At 67.9% G+C, this 22481-nt stretch carries 16 protein-coding genes; 10 read left to right on the top strand and 6 right to left on the bottom strand.

The window, feature by feature from the left end:
* The 4 genes from FZP69_RS15940 to FZP69_RS15925 form a co-directional block, all read right to left on the bottom strand.
* Window positions 1-708, bottom strand: coding sequence for a universal stress protein (locus FZP69_RS15940; RefSeq protein ID WP_152042371.1), 708 nt, complete (start codon window positions 706-708; stop codon window positions 1-3).
* A gap of 178 nt (window positions 709-886) precedes the next feature.
* Window positions 887-1099 (bottom strand): hypothetical protein, encoded by a 213-nt coding sequence (locus FZP69_RS15935; RefSeq protein WP_152042370.1) that lies wholly within the window; start codon window positions 1097-1099, stop codon window positions 887-889.
* Between the two features lie 131 nt (window positions 1100-1230).
* On the bottom strand, window positions 1231-1701 hold the full coding sequence (locus FZP69_RS15930) for a pyridoxamine 5'-phosphate oxidase family protein (RefSeq protein ID WP_152042369.1): 471 nt from the start codon (window positions 1699-1701) through the stop codon (window positions 1231-1233).
* A 162-nt stretch (window positions 1702-1863) separates the two neighbouring features.
* Window positions 1864-3582, bottom strand: coding sequence for a formate--tetrahydrofolate ligase (locus FZP69_RS15925; protein WP_152042368.1), 1719 nt, complete (start codon window positions 3580-3582; stop codon window positions 1864-1866).
* 588 nt (window positions 3583-4170) lie between these two features.
* On the opposite strand from FZP69_RS15925, the gene FZP69_RS23280 reads away from it, so the two are divergent.
* From FZP69_RS23280 to FZP69_RS15885, 9 genes are all read left to right on the top strand, one after another.
* Window positions 4171-4302 (top strand): hypothetical protein, encoded by a 132-nt coding sequence (locus tag FZP69_RS23280; RefSeq protein ID WP_275689370.1) that lies wholly within the window; start codon window positions 4171-4173, stop codon window positions 4300-4302.
* A gap of 157 nt (window positions 4303-4459) precedes the next feature.
* On the top strand, window positions 4460-6949 hold the full coding sequence (gene folP, locus FZP69_RS15920; protein ID WP_152042367.1) for a dihydropteroate synthase: 2490 nt from the start codon (window positions 4460-4462) through the stop codon (window positions 6947-6949).
* A gap of 263 nt (window positions 6950-7212) precedes the next feature.
* The gene (locus FZP69_RS15915) at window positions 7213-9744 is read left to right on the top strand and encodes a GcvT family protein (RefSeq protein WP_152042366.1); all 2532 of its coding nucleotides are present in this window, start codon (window positions 7213-7215) and stop codon (window positions 9742-9744) included.
* A gap of 160 nt (window positions 9745-9904) precedes the next feature.
* Window positions 9905-10675: an electron transfer flavoprotein subunit beta/FixA family protein gene (locus FZP69_RS15910; protein ID WP_152042365.1), complete on the top strand. Its 771-nt coding sequence runs from the start codon at window positions 9905-9907 to the stop codon at window positions 10673-10675.
* Between the two features lies 1 nt (window position 10676).
* Window positions 10677-11657 carry an electron transfer flavoprotein subunit alpha/FixB family protein gene (locus tag FZP69_RS15905; protein ID WP_152042364.1) on the top strand — a complete coding sequence of 327 codons (981 nt, stop codon included), beginning with the start codon at window positions 10677-10679 and terminating at the stop codon, window positions 11655-11657.
* Between the two features lie 155 nt (window positions 11658-11812).
* Entirely contained in the window at window positions 11813-14404 is a 2592-nt protein-coding gene (locus tag FZP69_RS15900) for a GcvT family protein (RefSeq protein ID WP_152042363.1), read from the top strand.
* Entirely contained in the window at window positions 14405-16954 is a 2550-nt protein-coding gene (locus FZP69_RS15895; RefSeq protein ID WP_152042362.1) for a GcvT family protein, read from the top strand.
* Between the two features lie 174 nt (window positions 16955-17128).
* The gene (gene ilvA, locus FZP69_RS15890; protein WP_152042361.1) at window positions 17129-18376 is read left to right on the top strand and encodes a threonine ammonia-lyase; all 1248 of its coding nucleotides are present in this window, start codon (window positions 17129-17131) and stop codon (window positions 18374-18376) included.
* A 548-nt stretch (window positions 18377-18924) separates the two neighbouring features.
* On the top strand, window positions 18925-20721 hold the full coding sequence (locus FZP69_RS15885; protein ID WP_152042360.1) for a BCCT family transporter: 1797 nt from the start codon (window positions 18925-18927) through the stop codon (window positions 20719-20721).
* A 183-nt stretch (window positions 20722-20904) separates the two neighbouring features.
* On the opposite strand, the gene FZP69_RS15880 is transcribed toward FZP69_RS15885, so the two are convergent.
* The gene (locus FZP69_RS15880) at window positions 20905-21132 is read right to left on the bottom strand and encodes a hypothetical protein (protein WP_152042359.1); all 228 of its coding nucleotides are present in this window, start codon (window positions 21130-21132) and stop codon (window positions 20905-20907) included.
* Between the two features lie 154 nt (window positions 21133-21286).
* On the bottom strand, window positions 21287-21892 hold the full coding sequence (locus FZP69_RS15875) for a hypothetical protein (RefSeq protein WP_204960046.1): 606 nt from the start codon (window positions 21890-21892) through the stop codon (window positions 21287-21289).
* 145 nt (window positions 21893-22037) lie between these two features.
* On the opposite strand from FZP69_RS15875, the gene FZP69_RS15870 reads away from it, so the two are divergent.
* A complete protein-coding gene (locus FZP69_RS15870) occupies window positions 22038-22454 on the top strand; it encodes a hypothetical protein (RefSeq protein WP_204960044.1) in 417 nt (138 codons plus the stop codon).
* The last annotated feature ends 27 nt before the right edge of the window (window positions 22455-22481 follow it).

Genomic DNA, 22481 nt, shown 5'->3' with positions numbered 1-22481 from the left:
TCATTCGACGTCCCTCACGATCAGCGCGGGGACGTCGATCTCCTCGACGATCCGCGAGAGGACGTCGCCCATGACACGCTCGCGGAGCGACGGCTCCGTCTCGCCGAAGACGACGACGTCGAAGTCGCCCGCGCGGTCGACGATCCCCGCCCGCGGGTCGCCCCCGGTCGCGAGCTGCGTGTCGATGCGCCCGCGGTCGATTCCGAAGTCGACGAACCGATCGACTGCTCCCCGGAGGAGGAACTCGCCCTGACTTCGATCGGCACTCTCGCCGACCGAGTGAAACAGCATCGCGGTCGCGCCGCTCGCCTCCATGAGGCCGGCGACGACCGAGACGATCCGTTCGAGGTTCACGTCGCCCCTGATCGGGACGAGGATCTCGTCGATCCGGTCGGTGTCGCCCGCGGTCAACACCGCGTCACAGCCGTACTCGTGGGCGACGCGGTCGACGGTCGCGCTCCGGTCGTGGGTGAACACGAGCACCTCGGTCAGTTCGGGCCGACCCTCGGCGATCTCGACCAGTCGCGCCTCGGCGTCGGCCTCGTACTCGTGCTTGATGAGCGCGGGATCGGCCTGAATCGGCACCGGAAAGTAGCCGAGGAGCACGACGTCGATCGGCCCGAGGAGATCGATGATCCCCAGGGTCGGCAGTTCGGGTTCCGAGATGTCGACCGGCACGAGGATTGTCAACTCGTCCAATGGGGGCATCGTCCGGTCGCGCTTCACGGGCGGGGTACGTCAATCATTCGCCGGACCCCCGTCGCTCGTCGTCCGTGCTGGTCGTCCCGATCGGCGGCGCTCTCGACGACTGTCCACATCCCTCTGCTCCAGCGAGCCGCCGTTTCGTCTCGACGTCCACCGGTCGAGGCATCTTGGTCGAGGATCGTCAGTCGAGATATCCCAGATCGCGGAGGTTCTCGCGCAGCTCGGCGTCGAGGTCGGCCTTCGCCAGCGCGCTCCGTGCCCCCGCCTGCTGTTCTTCGATCAGGACGAGGAGCTGGAGTGCCGTCCGCAGTTTGAACGTGATCTCCGGGTCGGTCGCCTCCTCGAGGACGCTCTCCAGCATCCGCCGGACCGTACTGATGTGGGCTTTTGACATACGGTTCCGTATCGTCAACCCGTCGTTTAAGAGGCGACGCCGACTCTCACCGTTCGAGAGCTGGGATCCGGTCCGTCATCGGACCGACTCCCCGGGAGAAACCGCCCACCACGACGCGTGGTGCGGCCCGGTCAGTCGTACACCTCTTCGGTCCGCTTCAGTCCCCGGAGTTCGTCGATCTCTAGCTCCCACCCCTGGACCGAACTGACCGAGTCGGCGCGGGCGAACGAGCGCATGAACCACGCGTTGTCCTCGAGCGCGTCGGCGAACCGCGTCCACTCGTCGTCGTCGTCGGGGTCGACCGACCGGACCGGTCCCGTGATCGCGACGCTTCGCCAGTCGAACCGGCCACGGATGTCCGTGACGAGGAGCCGGGCCACCGCCCCGTCCGCGATGAACCTCGTCTTGGTGGCGTCGTCGGAGTCGACGAGGAACGGGAAGTAGACGCGCTCGTCGTCGTAGCCGAACGACACCGGGATGCTGTACGGTTCCCCGTCACGACAGAGCGCGAGAACGCCGTACCCCTGAGACGTCAACAGCCGGCGGATGTCGTCACGGCTCATCGGCGTTCCACTGAACTGGGCGAGAGGGTTACCCGACATACGACAACGTGTTATACGGGAGACAATTTGAATCTTCCTCGCCGGCACCACCAGTTGAATCCTCCCAGCCGACAGCACGCACGTCGCCCGTGGCGGACGCGTGCTCGCACCCGTCGATCTGTCCGTCCCCGAACGGCCCGGGTGGAGCTGCCCGTGGCCGACTCAGAACAGGCCGGAGATCGTCCCGTCGTCGTCGATGTCCATGTTGGCCGCGGCCGGTTCCTTCGGGAGACCCGGCAGCGTGAGCACGTCACCGGTGAGCGCGACGAGGAAGCCCGCACCCGCCGACGGGTACACTTCCTTGACCTCGAGCGTCCACCCCTCGGGGACGCCCTTGAGGCTCGGGTCGTCGCTGAACGAGTGGAACGTCTTCGACATACAGACCGGGACGTCGTCGAAGCCAAGGTTGGTGAGGCGTTCGATGTCGTCCTCGGCGTCGCCGTGGTACTTCACGCCGTCGGCACCGTAGATCTCGGTCGCGATCGTCTCGATCTTCTCCTTGATCGAGACGTCGAGGTCGTACAGGTGCTCGAACGACGACTCCGATTCGGCGGCGTCGACCAGTTTCTCCGCGAGGTCGATGCCGCCTTCCCCGCCGTGCTGGAACAGGTTCGACTCGGCCGCCCGGATCCCCAGTTCCTCTTCACAGTGGTCGACGACGGCCTCGACCTCGGCGTCGGTGTCGCCCGGGAAGCGGTTGACGGCGACGACGACCGGCACGCCGAACTGCTGGAGGTTGCGGACGTGTTTGTCGAGGTTCTCCAACCCGCTTTGGACGGCGTCGACGTCCTCTGCCTTGAGTGCGTCGAGGTCCGGCGGCCACATGTCCTGCCCGTGGTACTTCAGCGCGCGGACGGAGGAGACGAGCGTGACCGCGTCGGGCGACATCTCGCCGAACCGGCAGACGATGTTCATGAACTTCTCGGCCCCGAGGTCGGAACCGAAGCCGGCCTCGGTGACGAGGTAGTCCGAGAGCCGCGAGGCGACTTCGTCGGCGATGAGCGAGTTGGTGCCGTGAGCGATGTTGGCGAAGGGACCGCCGTGGACGAACGCGGGCGTCCCCTCGATGGTCTGGACCACGTTGGGTTTGAGCGCCTCTTTCAGGAGGATGACGACCGCACCCGTCGCGTCGATGTCGTCCACCGTCACGGGGCCGCCGTCCTCGTCGTAGCCGACGATGATGCGAGCGACGCGCTCTTTCAGGTCGGCGATACTGTCGGCGAGACACAGTACGGCCATCATCTCCGAGGCCGCGGTGAGGATGAAGCCGTCCTCGCGCGGGACACCCGTGACGTCGCCGCCGAGCCCGATCACCGTCTCCCGGAGCACGCGGTCGTTCATGTCGATCGCGCGGGGCCACTCGACCCAGTTGACCGCGATGTCGAGCTCGTTGCCCTGCTTGATGTGGTTGTCCAGCATCGTCGAGATCAGGTTGTGCGCCGAGGTGAGCGCGTGGAGATCGCCCGTGAAGTGGAGGTTGATGTCCTCCATCGGGAGCACCTGCGAGTAGCCGCCGCCCGCAGCGCCACCCTTGACGCCGAACACCGGCCCGAGCGACGGCTCGCGGATGGCGATCAGCGCCTTCTTCCCCAGCTGGTTGAACGCCTGCCCGAGCCCGACTGTGGTGACGGTCTTGCCCTCACCCATCGGCGTCGGCGTCATCCCGGTGACGAGCACGAGTTTCCCCTTCTCGTCGCTCTCCTGCTTGATGCGCTCGATCGCGTCGAACTTCACCTTGGCCTTGTGCTCGCCGAACAGCTCCAGGTCGTCGCGGCCGAGCCCGAACGGTTCGACGACGTCCGCGATGTGTTCTTTCTCGACCGACTGTGCGATCTCGTAGTCCGTGGGTATCGACGACTCGCTCTCACTCGTGTCTGACATTTCGGGGAGACGTTCCCCTGACGCCATCATCAATGTTAGTACACGTATCCGATCCCGGATACGACGTGGTTGCACCGCGGACGCCGGCTTCTCACCGTTCGGTCGGTCTCGTCGGTCGTCTGTGACCCACTCGTCCCCGCGGACGGCCGTCTCCACCTCGAGGCCTCCCGACTCACCTTCGAGGCCTCCCGACTCACCTCGACACAACAATATCCGTTTTTGATACGTTGTGGTTGGCCCGTCGCCCCGGCACGGCGGCGAGCGGGAGTCACCGCGAACCCTGAACTGTTGTCCACACGCCCCCCACGACCATGTGCGACTTCAGTGTCGTCACGCCCGCGGACGTCGACCCGAGCGGTTCGACACGGTCGACGTCGATCACCTGACGGACACCGACGCGCCGGGCTGTCGCGGACACGCGGGTGAACGTCGTCACGCTCCGACCGGGCGAGGGCGTCACCCCTCGCGCGCACGACCGGGAGAACTGTTCGCCTCGCTGTCCGGTGGCCGGATCCGGTCGAGGGCGAGCGGTACGACGTCCCGTGGGGCGGCGTCGTCCGCGTCGGTCCCGATCCAGTGCGGCGCGTGGTGAACGAGACCGACGACGAGGTCCACACCTGGGTGATGGTCGGTGCGCCTCCGACCGGCACCGTGGACGACTCCGACGCGTCCGCCTTGCCCGACGAGGTCGACGGTGACGTCCCGAGCGAAGAAGGGTAGCCCGGGGTCGGCCCGACTGGAACCCGTTCGGACCGATCCGAGGAGCCGTCCGATCCAGGCGATCCGTGGCACGGTCGATCGAGTGCCTCGCGGCACGGCACCGCCCGGCCCCGTCCGAACAGGAGATTTATTTACGATCACCCGAACACGGCACGACATGGAGTATCACGAGGCGGTGAACGCACTGGAGCGACTCCGGCGGCTCCGGCCCAAACTGGGCACGGAGACGACCGCCTCCCTGCTGGCCGAGTTGGGCGATCCGCACGAGGAACTGGTCGCCGTCCAGATCGCCGGCTCGAACGGCAAGGGCAGTACGGCCAGGATGCTCGAACGGGTGCTACGCGAGGCGGGGCTCGCGGTCGGGCTCTACACGTCCCCGGATCTGAACGATCTGCGGGAGCGGGTCCGCGTGCGCGGGCAGAAGGTCCCCAAGCACGAGGTCGTTCGGTTCGTCGAGGAGATCTGGCCGACCATCGTCGACCGCTCGGTCGACGGCGACGCCCCCACGTTCTTCGAGGCGTTCACGGTGATGGCGCTGTGGCACTTCGCCCGCGAAGACGTCGACGTCGCCGTCCTCGAGGTCGGCATCGGCGGGCGGTACGACGCGACGAGCGTCGTCGATCCCGTCGCCGCGGCCGTCACCAACGTCAGCCTCGAACACACCGACATCCTGGGATCGACCGTCGAGGAGATCGCCCGCGACAAGGCCCACGTCGCGCCAGGGACCGCCCCGCTCGTCACCGGCGCGACCGGGTCGGCGCTCGAGACGATCCGCGAGACGACGGACGTCCTGACCGTCGGCTACGACGACGGCGACGACGGCAGTGGCGTGGACGCGACCGGCGTCGGGGACACGTCCGGTGAGGAGCCGGACGTCGCGGTTCGCGAACTGGCGATGACCTCGTTCTCGGAGTCGACCGTCTCGCTCGTCGGCCCGGACTGGACGGTCGAGACCTCGACGCCGCTCCTGGGGGCTCACCAGGCGCTCAACGCGGGCATCGCCGCCACGCTCGCCCGGCAGATCGGAGCGGCGACCGACGCCGCGGTCACCGGGGACGACATCGCGGCCGGCATCCGGAACGTCCACTGGCCCGGCCGGTTCGAGGTGCTGTCGCGCGAACCGCTCGTCGTCCTCGACGGCGCACACAACCCCGACGCCTGTGCCAAACTCGCGACGCTCCTCGATCGGTTCGACTACGACGACCTGCAGCTGGTGTTCGGCGCAATGCGCGACAAGGATCACCTGGCGATGTGTCGGGCGCTTCCGACGGTCGACCGGGCGTTCCTCGCCGAGCCCGCCGTCGACCGGGCCCAGCCCGCCGAGAGCCTGGCGGCGGTGTTCGAGCGTGAGACCGACGCGACCACGGACCAGTGCGAGTCGGTCCTCGCCGCGGTGAGCGAGGCGCTCCGCGCCGCCGATCCGACCGACTGCGTCCTCGTCACGGGCTCGCTGTACACGATCGGGGAGGCGCGCGACCGCTGGACCCGGACGCCCACGGCCGTCCGGACGCCCACGGCCGAACGTGCCCGGTCGCTCATGACCAGCGCGGACGTCCCCGAGACGACGCGACACGAGGCTATCGACGGGCTGGTCCACCGCACGATCCGGCTCCACGTCCGGCGCGAGGAGGCCGCCTCGCTGAAGGAGACGATGCTCGCGCTGGGCGGACAGTGTGCCGTCTCGGGCATCGCGACCGCCGACGAACACGTCGACTGCGTGCTGAGCGGGACGCTCGACCAGTTCCGGGGGCTCGTCCGTCGCCTGCGGCGGCGGTCGGGCGCGAGCCGACACCTCGCCCACCAGCTCAACGGCGCGCTCGGCATCGGCACCGACGACCCCACCGACTACCCCTGGGAGACCGGGACCGCGGTCATGGGCATCCTGAACGTGACGCCCGACTCCTTCCACGACGGCGGCGAGTACAACGCGGTCGACGCCGCCGTCGCTCGCGCCGGCGAGATGGTCGCCGCGGGAGCGTCGATCGTCGACGTCGGCGGGGAGTCGACCCGGCCGGGTGCCGAGCCGGTGTCGATCGACGAGGAGATCGACCGCGTCGTACCCGTGATCGAACGCCTCCGTGACGTGGACGCGATGGTCTCGGTCGACACGCGGAAGCCCGCGGTCGCCGAGGCGGCCCTGGAGGCGGGTGCCGACATCGTGAACGACGTCACCGGGCTGACCGACGCCGCGATGCGCCGCGTCGTCGCCGACCACGGCGTCCCGGCGGTGTTGATGCACAGCCTCTCGGCCCCCGTCGACCCCGGCGAACGGTACGCGTACGACGATGTCGTCGACGACGTGCTGGAGGCGCTCACGGAACGGGTGCTGCTGGCGGAGCGAGCGGGCATCGACCGGTCCGACCTTATCGTCGACCCCGGACTCGGCTTCGGGAAGACAGCCGCCGAGAGCTTTGAGCTGCTCGATCGGCTCGACGAGTTCCAGGCGCTCGGCACGCCCGTCATGGTCGGTCACTCGCACAAGTCGATGTTCGCCGAGGCCGGCTGCGGCCCAGACGAGCGCCTCGCACCCACCGTGGCCGCGACGGCGCTCGCCGCCGAGCGCGGCGTCGACGTCGTCCGCGTCCACGACGTCGCCGAGAACGTCGCCGCCGTACGGACCGCCGAGCAGACGTCCGGCGGGGAGTGACCGGCGTCGTCGCGACGGTCCGGCAGTGGGGTACCGTCTCGTAGTCGGATACTGTCTCGTAGTCGGATACTGTCTCGTAGCCGGGCACTCCCTCGCGACCGAAGTCGGACGGATTCTCGTCGACGAATCGAGAGTCCAACACCGACGAGCGGGTTCGGCGTGCCCCGCGAGGGCGTCGTGCGTGTCGACACCGGTCCGCAGGTGAAGAACAGGTTCGGTGAGACAGGGGTGGTTATTTGTACTTCTCCCGTCGCAATTGGTGCATGGTCGATAATGACAAACTGCCGAGTGAAGCCGGGACCGTCATCATCGGTGCCGGTATCGTCGGCAACAGCGTCGCGTATCACCTCGCGGAGCTGGGCCGTGACGACATCGTCCTCATCGACAAGGGACCGCTCCCCGACCCGGGTGGGTCGACGGGCCACGCGTCGAACTTCATCATGCCCGTCGAGCATTCCAAGGAGATGACCCACCTCACCCAGGAGAGCGTCGAGCAGTACGAGGAGATGGACACGTTCACCAACAGCGGTGGCATCGAGGTGGCCCGCACGGACGAGCAGATGGCCGAGTTCGACCGCCGCGTCATGAGCGCGAAGGCCTGGGGTGAGCCGGGCGAACTGCTCACCCCCGAGGAGGTCGAGGAGCACGTCCCGTACATCGACACCGACGTCATCAAGGGCGGCTTCTACAGCCCCGGCGCGGGGACGTGTGACCCGCTTCGAGCGGGGGAGGTGATGCGTGCGCGCACCGCCGACCAGGCGAATCTCGTCACCTCACCCAACACCGAGGTACTGGACCTCCACGTCGAGGGCGGGTCCATCCGGGCCGTCGAGACCGACCGCGGCACGGTTCGAGCGGACGAGGTGGTCATCGCGGCCGGGCTCTGGAGCCCGAAGATCGCGGAGATGGCCGGGGTGGAGATCCCGCTCACGCCCGCGGTCCACCAGCTGATCAGCGTCGGCCCGATCGACTTCTTCGAGCAGTTCGAGGGCGAGATCAACCACCCGGTCGTCCGCGACATGGACACCCAGATGTACGAGCGACCGAGCGGCAACGACATGGAGGTCGGCTCCTACCAGCACCGCCCGATCCTCTGGGACGTCGACGAGATCATGTCGATCGACGAGGCACCGCTGTCGCCGACGCAACCCCCGCTGACGCAGGACGCCTTCGAGCAGTCGATGGCGGACGCGCTCGAGCTGATGCCGGAGGTGCTCGACGACCCGAACGCCGGCATCCGCTACGAGATCGACGGCCTGCTCTCCGTGACCCCCGACGGGATGCCGCTCGTGGGACCGATGCAGGACGTCGACGGGCTGTGGGCGTGTTCGGCTATCTGGATCAAGGAGGCCCCGGCGTTCGGCCAGCACCTCGCCGAGTGGATGGTCGAGGGGCGGCCCGAGCGAGACCTCCACGGCGCGAACGTCAACCGCTTCTACGAGTACGGCACCTCGAAGGAGTTCGTCAAGAACCGCGCCCACGAGGGGTACCAGAAGATCTACGGCATCATCCACCCCGCGGAGCAGTGGCAGTCGTCGCGTCCCCTCCGGACCACGGGCTTCTACACCCGCCAGCAGGAACTCGACGCGGAGTTCTTCGAGGCCGCCGGCTGGGAGCGTGCGCAGTGGTTCGAGTCCAACGCCGACCTCCTCGAGGAGTACGCCGACGAGATCGAACACCTCCGACGCCCGCACGAGTGGGACTCGCGCTGGTGGTCGCCGATCATTCTGGGCGAGCACCTCCACATGCGCGACAAGGTCGCCATGGTGGGCGACATGGGCTTCACCGTCTTCGACCTGATCGGTCCCGGCGCGACCGAGTACGCCGAGAAGATGGCCGTCGGACGGATGGACGTCGACGTCGGCAAGTCGGTGTACACGCCGATCCTCGACACGAACGCCGGCTTCCGGTCGGACCTCTCGATCGTCCGCACGGGTGAGGACAGCTACCGGGTCATCACCGGCGGCGGCGTGGGCGGTAACGACAAGCAGTGGTTCAAAGAGCACCTCCCCGAGGACGGCTCCGTCCAGCTCGTCGACCGGACGTCGTCGCTCTGTCGGCTCGGCGTCTGGGGTCCCGACGCGCGGAACGTCCTCCAGGAGATCGCCGAGGAGGACCTCTCCCACGAGGCCTTTGCTCCCTATACGGCACAGGAGATCACCCTCGGCGAGGTGGACGCGTGGGCACTGCGCATCTCGTACGTGGGCGAACTCGGCTGGGAGCTGTACGCACCGATGGAGAAGGGCCAGCGGCTCTGGGACGTCGTCGCCGACGCGGGCGAGGCGTACGACATCCGCCCGGTCGGCATGGGCGTCTACGGGACGACCGGCCGGATCGAGAAGGGCTACCGTCTGTACGGCCACGAACTCGAACTCGACTACAACCCCGCCGAGGCCGGCCTGACGTTCCACGGCGTCAAGGACGCCGACTTCATCGGCAAGGAGGCGTACGCGCAGGCCATCGAGGAGGACAACGCCGCGACGCTCTGTACGCTGTCGGTCGACGACCACACCTCCTCCGACGGGACGCGGCGGTTCATGCTCGGCAACGAACCGATCCTCTCCCCTGATGGCGAGGTCATCGTCGACGACGAGGGACGGCGCTCGTACGTCACCAGCGCCGGTACGGGTCCCACGGTTGGGAAACACCTCCTGATGAGCTACCTGCCGCCCGAGTACGCCGAGGAGGGCCAAAAACTCCAGGTCGAGTACTTCGGCGATCACTACCCGGTCACGGTAGAGGTCGTCGGGAGCCGGCCACTGTTCGACCCGGAGAACGAGCGGATTCGGAGCTGAACCGGGGCGACCGGCCGTCCCGAGTGGGGCGAGGCCGGGCTCTCCGCCGAGCCCGGGAGGGCGACCGCGAGAACACCCGCCGACCAGGACAGGGCGGACGAGACGATCGAGACGAGACGAGACGACGATCGAACCAGACCAAACGGAGACACGATACGACATGAGAACGCTCGCATGCGTCAAGCGCGTACCGGACACCGGTGCGAAGATACCACTGACGGAGGACAGCACGGAGATCGACACGACCGCCCTCGGCTTCACGGTCAGTCCGCACGAGGAGTGTGCGGTCGAGGAAGCGGTCCAGCAGGTCGAGGCACACGGCGGCGAGGCGACGGCGCTGACGCTCGGCTCCGAGGAGTCGACCGAACAGCTGTACACGGCGCTGGCCCGAAGCGCCGACGACGCGGTCCTCTTGGAGACCGACGGCTCCGAATGGCGGCCCACAGAGATCGCCCGCGCCATCGCCGACGCCGTCAGGGAGGTAGAAACCGAGGGCGAGGGGTTCGACCTCCTCCTGTTCGGCAACGAGTCGGCGGACACCGAGGATTACCAGGTCGGCATCCGCGTCGCCCACGAACTCGATCTCCCCGTGGTCACTGGCATCAAAGAGGTCGAGGTCGACGGCGACACCGTGATCGCCACACGGGAGGTGACCGGCGGTCAGGAGATATACGAGCTTCCGCTTCCGGCGGTGCTCACGGTCAAAGAGGGGCTCAACTCCCCGCGCTACCCGTCGATGCGGAGCCGGATGCAGGCGAAGAAACAGGAGATCACTCGGCTGGCCCCCGAGCACAGGCCGGGGACCGGGTCGTTCGAGAAGCACCGACTCGAAGCGCCCGAGGCGGACGAGGGCGAGGCCGAGATCCTCGGCGAGGGCCCCGAGGCGGCCGACGCCGTCGTCGACCTGCTCGACGAACTGGGGGTGCTCTGAGATGGTGCTCGTGCTCGTCGAACACGAGGCGGGCGAGCCGGCCGAGAGCTCGCTGGAGACGCTCGGCTTCGCCGGCGACCTCGCCGCCCGGCTGGGATCGCCGCTCGAAGCGGTCGTCTTCGGCCCCGAGGGCGCGGGCGTCGCCGACGACCTCGGGGCGTACGGCGTCGAGGTCGTCCACCACGTCGACCACGCCGACATAGAGCCGTACGCGCCGCGGGTGTGGGGCGAGAGCCTGAGCCAGGTCGTCGACCACGTCGCGCCCGAGGCGGTTCTCGCACCCGGCAGCGACCGGGGTCACGAGGTGCTGGCGCACGTGGCGGCGCTCCGCGACGTCCCGATGGCGGCCAACTGCGTCGCCGTCTCGGCCGACGACGCCGACGGCCCGTACGAGATCACCCGGCAGCGCTGGGGCGGATCGCTCTCCGAGCACGCGACGTTCGACGCCGAGACGCGGCTCATGACCGTGCCGCCCCACGAGTTCGACGCCGACCCGACCGGGGCGCCGGACGCGGACGCGGCGGTCGAACCGTTCGAGCCCGACCTCACCGATATCGACGTCCAGGTCCGGATCAGCCGGATCGAGGAGAGCGACGAGGAGGGTGTCCCACTCGAGGAAGCCCGCGTCGTCGTCGGCGGCGGTCGCGGGGTGCAGGGCCCGGAGAACTACGACCAGTTGGAGGAGCTCGCGGAGCTGCTCGGCGGGACCGTCGGCGCCTCCCGCGCAGCGGTCAACGAGGGTTGGCGGCCCCACGACGACCAGATCGGCCTCACGGGGTCGAAGATCGCCCCCGACATCTACATCGCCTGCGGGATCAGCGGCGCCGTCCAGCACATGGTCGGCTGCAAGGGCGCACAGAACATCCTCGCGATCAACACCGATCCGGAGGCGGCGATCATGCAGAAGGCCGCCTACGCCGTCGTCGGCGACCTCCACGAGGTGATCCCGGCGATCAACGAGGCGATCCGGGCGCGCCGGTGAGCGACGGGACCGGGACGCTCGTTCGCGGGCGTCCCACGACCACACCGTCGCCGTGTGTGGGTTCTGGTACCACGACGCGTGCTCATGGCGGGTATTAAACCCCGCCAGTAGTGGCGGGAAACGAATTTAACCGGGCACTCCTTGGCACCTGCCACATGAGTACACAGGGCAGTCTCCCGGCCGAGGCCGGCACGGTCGTCGTCGGTGCCGGCATCGTCGGGTGTAACGTCGCCTATCAGTTGACAGAGCTGGGACGCGAGGACGTCGTCGTGGTCGATCAGGGGCCGATGCCGACGACGGGTGGGTCGTCGACCCACGCGCCGGGCATCATGTTCCAGACCGCCGAACCGAAGGTGCTCTCGCAGTTCGCCGACTACTCCCGGCGGCTGTACGCCGACCTCGAGGGGGCGGACGGTCAGCAGGCGTACAACGAGACCGGCGGGATCGAGGTCGCCCGCAGCGAGGAGCGGATGGCGTTCCTCCAGCGCCGGGTCGAACACGCGAAAGCGTGGGGGATCTCGGAGCCGCAACTGCTCACCCCGGAGGAGGTTCAGGAGAAGCTGCCGCTCGTCGACGAGAGTCAGATCCTCGGCGGCTACTACTCGCCGACCGACGGCCAGGTGTCGGGCGTCGTCGCCTGCGACGCGCTGGCCCGCGAGGCCATGAACAAGGGAGCGACGTTCGTTCCCCATACGCGGACCGAGGACGTCGAAGTCGCGGACGGCTCGGTCACGTCGGTCGTCACGGAGCGGGGGACGATCGACTGCGACGAGGTCGTCGTCGCGACGAACATCTGGGCTCGCCAGCTGGGCGAGAAACTGGGCGTCCACCTGCCCGTGACGCCGGTCGAACACCAGTACACGATGACCGAGTCGCTGGAAGAGCTGGCCGACAGCGCGGTCGACATCACGGACCACCCGCTGTTCGAGGGGTACGAGAACGTCTCCGGCGAGAAGGCGAAACGGCTGCTCGTCGGGCCGGATCGGCCGATCCTGCGCGACCAGGACAACGCCATGTACTACCGGACGCACGGGGACTCGTACGGCATCGGCTCGTACAACCACGAGCCGATCGTGCCGGACCCGCAGGAACTCGGCGGCAATACGGAGGAGTCGCAGGGGTCGGTCCACGAGTTCACCGACCACCACATGGAGAACGCGACCCATCCCGACCGGCCACACAAGGCCCCTCGACGGGCCTCCGACGAACTCCTTCCGGCGACGGCGGGCAAAGAGCTGGAGTTCAAGTACAACGGGATGTTCGCGGAGTCGCCCAACGGCCTGCCCGTGATGGGGCCGGTGCAGGAACTCGACGGGCTGTGGACGGCGGCGGCCATCTGGGTCACCCACGCCGGCGGCGCGGCGAAGGCGCTCGCGGAGTGGATGGAGACCGGCGTGCCGCGGCTCGACGACGGGCCGATCGACCTCGCCCACTGCGACGTCAACCGCTTCGACGAACACGAGGGCAGCTGGGACTTCGCCCGCGACATCGGCGGCGAGGAGTACCGCATCGTCTACAACATCATGCACCCGAAGTGGGTGTGGACGGACAAACAGCGCGACATCCGACGGACGCCGATGTACCACTCCCACCTGGAGCTGGGCGGGGAGATGTGGGCCGAGGCCGGCTGGGAGGCCCCGCAGTGGTTCGAATCCAACGAGGACCTCGTCGAGCGGTACGGCGATCGGATCCCCGACCGCGACGGCTGGGAGGGCATCTACTGGTCGCCCATCGAGGGGGCCGAGGCGCTCCACGTCCGGAACGCGGTCGGGCTGCACGACATGACCCCCTTCAACAAGATGGAGGTCGTCGGCCCCGAGGCGGGGGCGTTCGTCCAGCGGCTCTGTACGAACGACGTGGACCTCGACGTCGGGGACGTGAAGTACACCCTGATGTGCAACGAGGGCGGCGGCGTCCGTGCGGACATCACCGTCACCCGGACTGACGAGGACCGCTACCTCCTCCTCACCACGGGACGCGAGGTCGGGAACAACCACGTCGCGTGGGTGCGCGAGCAGTCCCCCGACGGCGTCGTGGTGAACGACGTCACCTCCAGCCTCGCGGCGATGGTCTGTACCGGGCCCGACGCGCGAAAGGTACTCTCGAAGGTGACGGACGTCGACCTCTCCGACGAGGCCTTCCCGTTCTTCACCGCCCAGGAGTTCTACGTGAAGAACGTCCCGGTGCTCGCCCTGCGGGTCTCGTACGCCGGCGAACTCGGCTGGGAGTTCTACACTCCCTCGGAGTACGGCGAGCGGCTGTGGGAGCACATCATGGAGGCCGGCCAGGAGTACGACATCAGACCGTACGGAAACGGTGCGCTGAACGCCCTGCGCATCGAGAAGGGGTTCCGGCTGTGGGGGAAAGACCTCCACACGGAGCACACCCCGTACGAGGCCGGCCTCGGCTGGGCGGTCGACATGGACACCGACTTCATCGGGAAGGAGGCGCTCGCCGGGGCGGAGACGGAGGCGGCCGCGGCGGATGGCGGGAGTCCCCGCCACAAGGTCGCCTGCCTGACGCTGGACGACCCCGAGGCGACGATCCTCGACGACCGCCCCGTGCTCGACCCCGAGACGGGCGAGTCGCTTGGCTACGTCCACGCCGCCGAGTACGGCTACGAGGCCGGTGCGTGCGTCGCCTACACGTACCTCCCACCCGAGTACGCCGAGCCCGGCACGTCGGTCGAGGTGCTGTTCGAGGGCGACCACTACGCCGCCACCGTGCGGGAGGAGCCGCTGGTTTAGATGAGCGGAACGCTTCCGTCGCGGGCGAAGACGGTCGTCATCGGCGCCGGTGCGGTCGGCTGTAGCGTCGCGTACCACCTCTCCGAGCTCGGCGCGGAGGACGTCGTCGTCGTCGACCAGGGGCCGCTCCCCGTGACCGGCGGCTCGTCGACCCACGCGCCGGGCATCATGTTCCAGACGTCGCCGTCGAAGCTCCAGACGAAGACGGCCCACTACACCAGCCGCCTCCTCAAGGAGGCCGGGGTGTACGACGAGGTCGGCGGCATCGAGATGGCCCGCTCCCCCGAGCGGATGGACTTCCTCCAGCGCCGCGTCGAGAACGCAACCGCCTACGGGCTGCCCGATCCCCAGCTGCTGACGCCCGAGGAGGTTCAGGAGAAACTGCCGCTGGTGAACGCCGACGAGATCCTCGGCGGCTACTACTCGCCGACCGACGGCCGCGTCGACGGCGTCGCCGCGCTCCAGTGGTACATCGACCAGTCGGCCGCGCGCTTTTACGGTCACACGTCGGTCGAGGACCTCGTGGTCGACGGGGGCGAGATCACGGCGGTCGAGACCGACCGTGGCACGATCGACTGCGAACGGTGCGTGATCGCGACGAACAACTGGGGCTACCAGACGGGGAAGATGGCGGGACTCGATCTCCCGATCGCGCCGGTCGAACACCAGTACGCCGTCACCGAACCCCTCGAAGAGCTGGCGGGCGCGGACCCCAACCCCCGCGCCGACCTCTCCGACGCCGAGATCCCGGGCGACCACCGCATCGCGGAGTACATGGGGAAGGCCCCGCACCGCCCCGTCGGTCGCGACCAGGACCACTCGCTGTACTTCCGGACGCACGGCGACGCCATCGGTCTGGGCTCGTACAACCACGAGACGCTCTCCGTGGATCCCGACGCCATGGGCACGAACACGGAGCAGCGACAGGCGTCGGTGCGGGACTTCACGACCGAGCACTGGGAGCGACCCACCCACCCGGACCGCGACAAATCGGCGAAGCAGGCGTTCGAGGAGCTGTTGCCGGCGACCGAGGGGAAGTCGTTCCGTGTCACCGAGAACGGCATCTTCGTGTTCACGCCCGACGGGATGCCGGTCCTGGGCGAGACGTCGCAGGTCGACGGCCTGTGGACCGCGCTGGCGATCTGGTGGACCCACTCGGGCGGCTACGGCAGGATCCTCGCGGAGTGGATGGAGACGGGCGTCCCGAAGCTCCCGTCGGGCCCGGTCGACACGGGTGGCATCCACGTCGACCGGTTCGAGCCGCACGCCGGGAACAAGGAGTACTTCGTCGATCGCGGGGCGACACAGTACCGACAGGTGTACAGCATCGTCGAGCCGCGCTGGCAGCCCGACGACCACCGCGGCCTCCGTCGGAGTCCCTTCTACTCCCATCAAGAGGAACTCGGCGCGAACTTCGTCCAGTCGGGTGGCTGGGAGTCGGCGCAGTGGTACGAGTCGAACGAAGACCTCGTCGAGCGGTACGACGACCGGATCCCCGACCAAGACGGCTGGCAGGCGATCAACCGCTCGCCGATCGAGGGTGCCGAGCACCTCCACACGCGCGAGCACGTCTCGATGTTCGACATGACCTCGTTCTCGTCGATCGTGGTCTCGGGCGAGGGGGCCAGGGCGTTCCTCCAGCGAACCTGTTCGAACGACATCGACATCGACGTGGGGCAGGTCCGGTACTCGCTGCTGTTGAACGAGGGCGGCAACATCCTCGCGGACGTGACGGTCGTCAGAGTGGGTGAAGAGGAGTACGTGGTGACGACCGGCGGGGGGAACTCGCCGGGCATCCACGGCAACTGGCTGAAACGACACGCACCGTCGTCCGTTTCGGTCACGGTCGAGGAGGGCGGACGCTCGACCGTCGGCCTGTGGGGGCCGAAGTCGCGGCTCCTCCTCCAGCGGGTCACGGACGCCGACGTCTCGAACGCCGGCTTCCCGTATTTCCGTGCCAAACAGATCCACGTCGGCGACGTGCCCGTCCTCGCGCTACGGGTGTCGTACGTGGGCGAACTCGGCTGGGAGCTGTGGGCACCCGTCGAGTACGGCGCGACGCTCTGGGAGACACTCTGGGAGGCCGGACAGGACCTCGACGTGCGACCGATGGGCGGCGGGGCACTGGAGTCGATGCGTCTCGAGAAAGGGTACCGGCTCTGGGGGACCGACATCGACACCGACGCCAACCCGTACGAGGCCGGGCTGCCGTTCGCGGTCGACATGGACACCGACTTCATCGGGAAGGAGGCGCTCGCGGAGGCGAAGGCGGCGGGCGTCGACAACCGTATCGTCCCGCTCACGCTCGACGACTCGACCGACATCGTGCTGAGCGGGCGGCCCGTGCTGAAGAACGGCGACGCGGTCGGCTACGTGCAGGCCGGCGACTTCGGCTACAGCATCGGCGAGTCGATCGCCTACACCTATCTCCCCGCAGAACACGCCGAACACGGCACGGCGGTCCAGATCCTGTGTGAGGGCGAGACGTACGACGCGACGGTGCGCGAGGAACCCCTGTTCGATCCCGGACGGGACAAGATCGTCCGCTGAACACGCCGCGGTCCGTCCCGTCGTCGTCGTCGCGCTCGCGCCTGGCTCGCTCCGTCCACATCGATCCGTGCCCCCAGACACGAGTCCGGGGCGTCGACGCGCGGACGAACGATCACCCGAGTCGTACGACGTGAACACGGACACTTACGACCCCCCGGTGTCGACTGTACAGGTATGCCACAGGACCTCTCGGACGCCGTCTCGTTCGCGGACATCGAACGGGCACGCGGCCGGTTCGACGACGAGACGGTGGTGAAACGGACGCCGGTGGAGCGGAGCACGTCGCTCGACGAACTCACGGGCGGCGAGGTGCACCTGAAGATGGAACACCTCCAGTGGACGGGCTCGTTCAAGACCCGCGGGGCGTACAACAAGATCAAACAGCTCAAGACGGACGACGAGCTCACCGTCGAGCGGGTCGTCGCGGCCAGCGCGGGCAACCACGCGCAGGGCGTGGCGCTGGCAGCGACGAAGCTCGGCGTCGGCTCCACCATCGTCATGCCGAAGACCGCACCACAGACCAAGGTCGACGCCACCCGCGACTACGGCGCCACGGTCGAACTCGTCGGTCAGGACTTCCGCGAGGCGATGAGTTACGCGCAGGGGCTCGTCGAGGACGACGAGACGGTGCAGTTCGTCCACGCGTACGACGACCCCGCCATCGTCGCGGGGCAGGGTACCCTCGGGATCGAGATGCACGAGGATCTGCCCTCGGTCGACACCGTCATCGTCCCCATCGGCGGCGGTGGCCTCATCTCGGGCATCGCCACCGCGTTCGCCGAACTCTCGCCCGAGACGCGGATCGTGGGCGTCCAGGCGTCGGGCGCGGCGACCGTGCCCCGGAGCCTCGACAAGGGCGTGCCGCAGACGCTGGACTCGGTCGACACGATCGCCGACGGCATCGCGACCGGTGGGATCTCGGAGCTGACGCTCTCGTTGATCCAGCGCCACGTCGACGAGATCGTCACCGTCACCGACGGCGAGATCGCCCGCGCGGTGTTGCTGCTGCTCGAACGCGCCAAACAGGTGGTCGAGGGAGCTGGCGCCGCGAGCGTCGCCGCGCTTCTGAGCGACGGGCTCGACGTTGAGGGCGAGACGGTGATGCCGCTGCTCTGCGGCGGAAACCTCGACATGACGATGCTCCAGACGGTGTTGGTCCACGCGCTCACCGACCGCGAACAGCTCATCCGCCTCCGGGTGCGGATCGACGACCAGCCCGGAAAACTCCAGGAGCTGTCGGGGGTCGTCGCCGACCACGGCGCCAACATCCAGGATGTCAGACACGACCGGTCGTCGCCGGAACTCGACGTCGGCGAGGCGTATCTGGTGTTCACTATCGAGACGAGCGGTGCCGGCCAGGCGCGCGCCATTATCCGCTCTGTCCGTGGCCACGGCTACGAGGTCAGACATCTCAACGCGTGAGCTGACGCGGACGACGGGTCGCCCCCTCGCTCGCCGACCCGAACTCACGTCTGTGTGTCGGTTTCACACACCTGAGCGTGTCGAACGCGCGTCGTCGACGGTCGCACTCGACTATATAACTACCACAGATCAAAGCCGCGAAGTTTTTTATAATTCAATACAAACAAGTTCGTGTGGCTCAGTGTCATGACACGGGCTCGCAGTGCTCACGACGGGAGACGGTCGCCCGCGAGCGGCGGGCGCGCACCATGCCACGCGAGGCTCTGCCGACGTCGGTGAGCCTCAACGTAGTCGACGGTACGCGACAGCACGACTGTGTACGCTCACGCGCACCCTACGGGAGCGACGTCCGGTGGCTGACATCAGCAGAATCGCAGTCCGTCCCGACCGGCGACGGAACCGGGTTCCGCTCGCGAACGGACGGACTCGAACGCACCGACGGCCGTGACGGACACGGTCGATCACCGCACCTCGCAACGACCGACACAACGGATAACTCATGACCGACACGAAGGGTTTCGCGATCGAACAGTACAGGGAGGTAACGCATGGCTAACGACGAAGAGCTCACCGGGGAGATGTCCGACGGGCTCCAGGTGGAGCTGTTCCACCCGGACTCCGATCGGGAACCCGGGGACACGAACATCGTCAAATGGGGGTTCGACGTCCACCCGGTCGTCTTCCCGATCGCCCTCGTGATCATCGCACTGTTCGTCGCGGTCACCATCCTCCTCGGCGAACAGGCGTCGGCGGCGTACAGCGCGATATTTAACTTCATCAACACGACCTTTGGCTGGTTCTACATCCTCGCGGTGAACGTCTTCATCATCGCGATCGTCTACTTCGCCATCAGCAAGTACGGGAGTATCCGAATCGGTGGCGTGAAAGCCGAGAAGGAGTTCGACGACTTCTCCTGGATGGCGATGCTGTTCAGCGCCGGGATGGGGATCGGCCTCATGTTCTTCAGCGTGGCCGAGCCGATGTGGCACTTCGGCTCCGACGCCTCGGACTTCATGGTCGTCCCACCCGCGTTCGACGCTGCCGGTGGCGGAGCGGGCGCCGCGACAGCCGCGATGGCGCAGACGTTCTTCCACTGGGGCTTCCACCCGTGGGCCATCTACGGTCTCGTCGGGCTGGGACTGGCGTTCTTCTCGTTCAATCGCGGCCTGCCGCTGACGTTCCGGTCGGTGTTCTGGCCGCTCCTGGGTGAACGGATCTACGGCTGGCCCGGACACGTCATCGACCTGGTGACCGTGTTCGCGACGCTGTTCGGTCTCGCTACGTCGCTCGGGCTCGGCGTCGCGCAGGTGAACACCGGGCTCTCGTTCGTGATCGGGGACACCCTCGGGCTGGTGAGCATCCCGACCGGGACGATCCCGCAGGTCGTCCTGATCGCGGGCATCACGGCTATCGCCACGGCGTCCGTCGCGGCAGGCCTCGACGGTGGGGTCAAGCGGCTGAGCACGCTCAACCTCTACCTGATGTTCGCGCTGCTGGGCTTCATGCTCATCGTCGGCCCGACCGTGTTCATCTTCGGCACGATGGCCGACGGCCTCGCCGCGTACCTCGGCAACCTGCTCACGCTCAGCTTCTTCACCGGCACCGTCGGGGGCACCGCCGCCCTCGGCGGCTACACGGTCAAGGGCTGGATGGGGAGCTGGACCATCTTCTACTGGGGCTGGTGGATCGCGTGGTCGCCGTTCGTCGGGATGTTCATCGCGCGCATCTCGAAGGGCCGGACGGTCCGCGAGTTCGTGCTCGGCGTGCTGTTCCTGCCGGCGCTGTTCTCGTTCCTCTGGCTGTCGACCTTCGGCGGCTCGGCGCTCTGGGTCGAACTCGTCGGCGGCGGCGGCATCGCTTCCGCCGTGGCGAACCAGGGCCAGACCATCGCGATGTTCTCCATGCTCGCGCAGTTCCCGCTCGGGGCCGTCTCGGGCATCCTCGCGACGTTCCTCGTGGTGACGTTCTTCGTCACCTCCTCGGACTCGGGGTCGCTCGTCATCGACCACCTCACCTCGGGTGGCAAGCACGACGTCCCGAAGGCCCAGCGCGTCTTCTGGGCGGTCACCGAGGGCGCCGTCGCGGCCGTCCTGCTGTTCGGCGGCGGGCTGAGCGCGCTGCAGACCGCGTCGATCACCACCGGGTTACCGTTCGCGGTGATCCTGTGCCTGATGTGTTACACGGTCTACCTCGGCCTCGACAACGAGTACGAGATCCTCGAATCCGACACGTTCGCCCAGCGTATCGAGGAACTCACCGCCGAGGGCGAAGTGGAGGTGATCACCTCCGGCGACGAGATGGTGACGAGCTTACGGGAGGGCGACGACACGCCGAGCGGCGACTGATGCGTCGCGTCGGTCTTCCGTCGTCTCGTCTCGTCGACCACACTCCACTCATCGCTTCTCGTTCTGCGACCGTTCGTCTCGTACACGAGGCGCTCGCACGTTCGCGTCCGGTTCTCCGTCCCGTGTCGCTCGGTCGTGCGTCGCGTCCCGTGTCGGTGTCTACCGACTCCGGGACGCACAGCGTCAGTAGAACTCCCACTCGTCGTCCGAGTCCCCACGTCTGACCTCGCCGTCGTCGGCATCCTCGTCGACGTCGTCGGGCCACTCGACCCCTCCTTTGAGGCTCTTGTAGACGAACGCGCCGAACGCGACGAGACCGAGCACCAGCACGAGTGTTCCGCCGATGACGGCCAGTTGCGAGATGGATTCGAGCAGTCCCGACCCACCCAGCTGGAGCGCGAGGAACGTCATACGAGAACTACGTCGGCCACCCACAAGAGCGTTGGTCACCGGTCCCCCGGTATCCACCCTCCGTTCGCCCGACGTCCACTACTCGACGCTCGGTGTCGTCGTGGCCGTCGGTCTCGGACGAGCAGCTCTCGCCGCTGGTGTCGCGCGTGACCACTCAGGCGTCGGTCTCGACGGGCCGCGTCTGCGACGCGTGGACCCACTTCCGGGTCGGGCCGCCGATTCCGACGGCGGTGACAGCGAGCCAGGCGACCACGCCGGCGGCGAGCGGGAGGGCGAACCACGCGACCGCACTGATCGACGCGCCGACGACCAGCCCGGTCCACGGCTGGCGGGGCCCCTGCAGTTCGGTGAGGAGGGTCCCGACCACGACGAAGCCGAGCCCAGCCAGGGTCAGGAGAACGACGCCCGCGGCGACCACGGCGACCGTCGTGAGCACCGACCCCCCGACACCGAGGCGAGCCAGCTGGCTGTACGCGTACACACAGGCGAAGCCGACGAGACCGTACGCGATCGCGCCGTACACGACCGACACCAGCAGCCGCTCCCTCGAGGAGTCGATAGATCGCTCGACGAACCCCTCGTACCGGACGAGCAGGGCACCGCCGAACAGCAACACGAGCACGAACGAGACGACGGCCCGGACCGACGGTGGGGCGTCGACGATGGCCGACGGGCCCAGCGGCTGCGCCGTGACCACGCCGGGGACGCTCGCCAGCACGCCCACACCGACCGCGGCCAGCCGCACGGGGCCCGAACTCATACCTCTTCGTTGCGGAGGTGACCGGGAAAACCTGTCGACGTCCGTCCGATCGACCCCTTGATCCCGTCGTCCGTCGGTCGCTCGCTGTGCGCGCACGGGCCCCGTCGCCGATCGAACTATTACGTTCGCGATACGATACCACAACGTGGCGGGATACTTTCAGGTTGTGTTCGAGACGCTCAAGCTGGTGGTCGAGCGGCTGGTCGACCCGCTGCGAGCGGACGACGACTTCGAGAACTTCCGTCTCTCGATCCCCGAGACACACACGACCACGATCGACGGCGACACCGGCTGGGCGAAACGCCCGCCGGCTCAGCTCCGTTGTGGTCAGTGCGCCAGCGAGATCCGCCAGGCCGACCCGTACGATCGCATCGACTGTCCGCGCTGTACCGCCGAGTACGGCCCCGAGGAGTTCGGCGATCTGGAACTGCTGTCTCTGGTGTGTCCCGTCTGTCGCGACCGGATGGAACACGGGCGGCGACACCCAGACAGCGTGGACGTCCCCGAGTGGGCGACGTGCCACAGCTGTCGGTACCACTGGGAGATCGGGCACTCGTTCTGAGCGGTGGCCGAACACCGAAGCCGATCC

The organism is Salinigranum salinum (genome assembly GCF_009176545.1).
In the GTDB taxonomy this organism is placed as follows: domain Archaea; phylum Halobacteriota; class Halobacteria; order Halobacteriales; family Haloferacaceae; genus Salinigranum; species Salinigranum salinum.
This window is presented reverse-complemented; position numbering and strand designations above follow the sequence as displayed.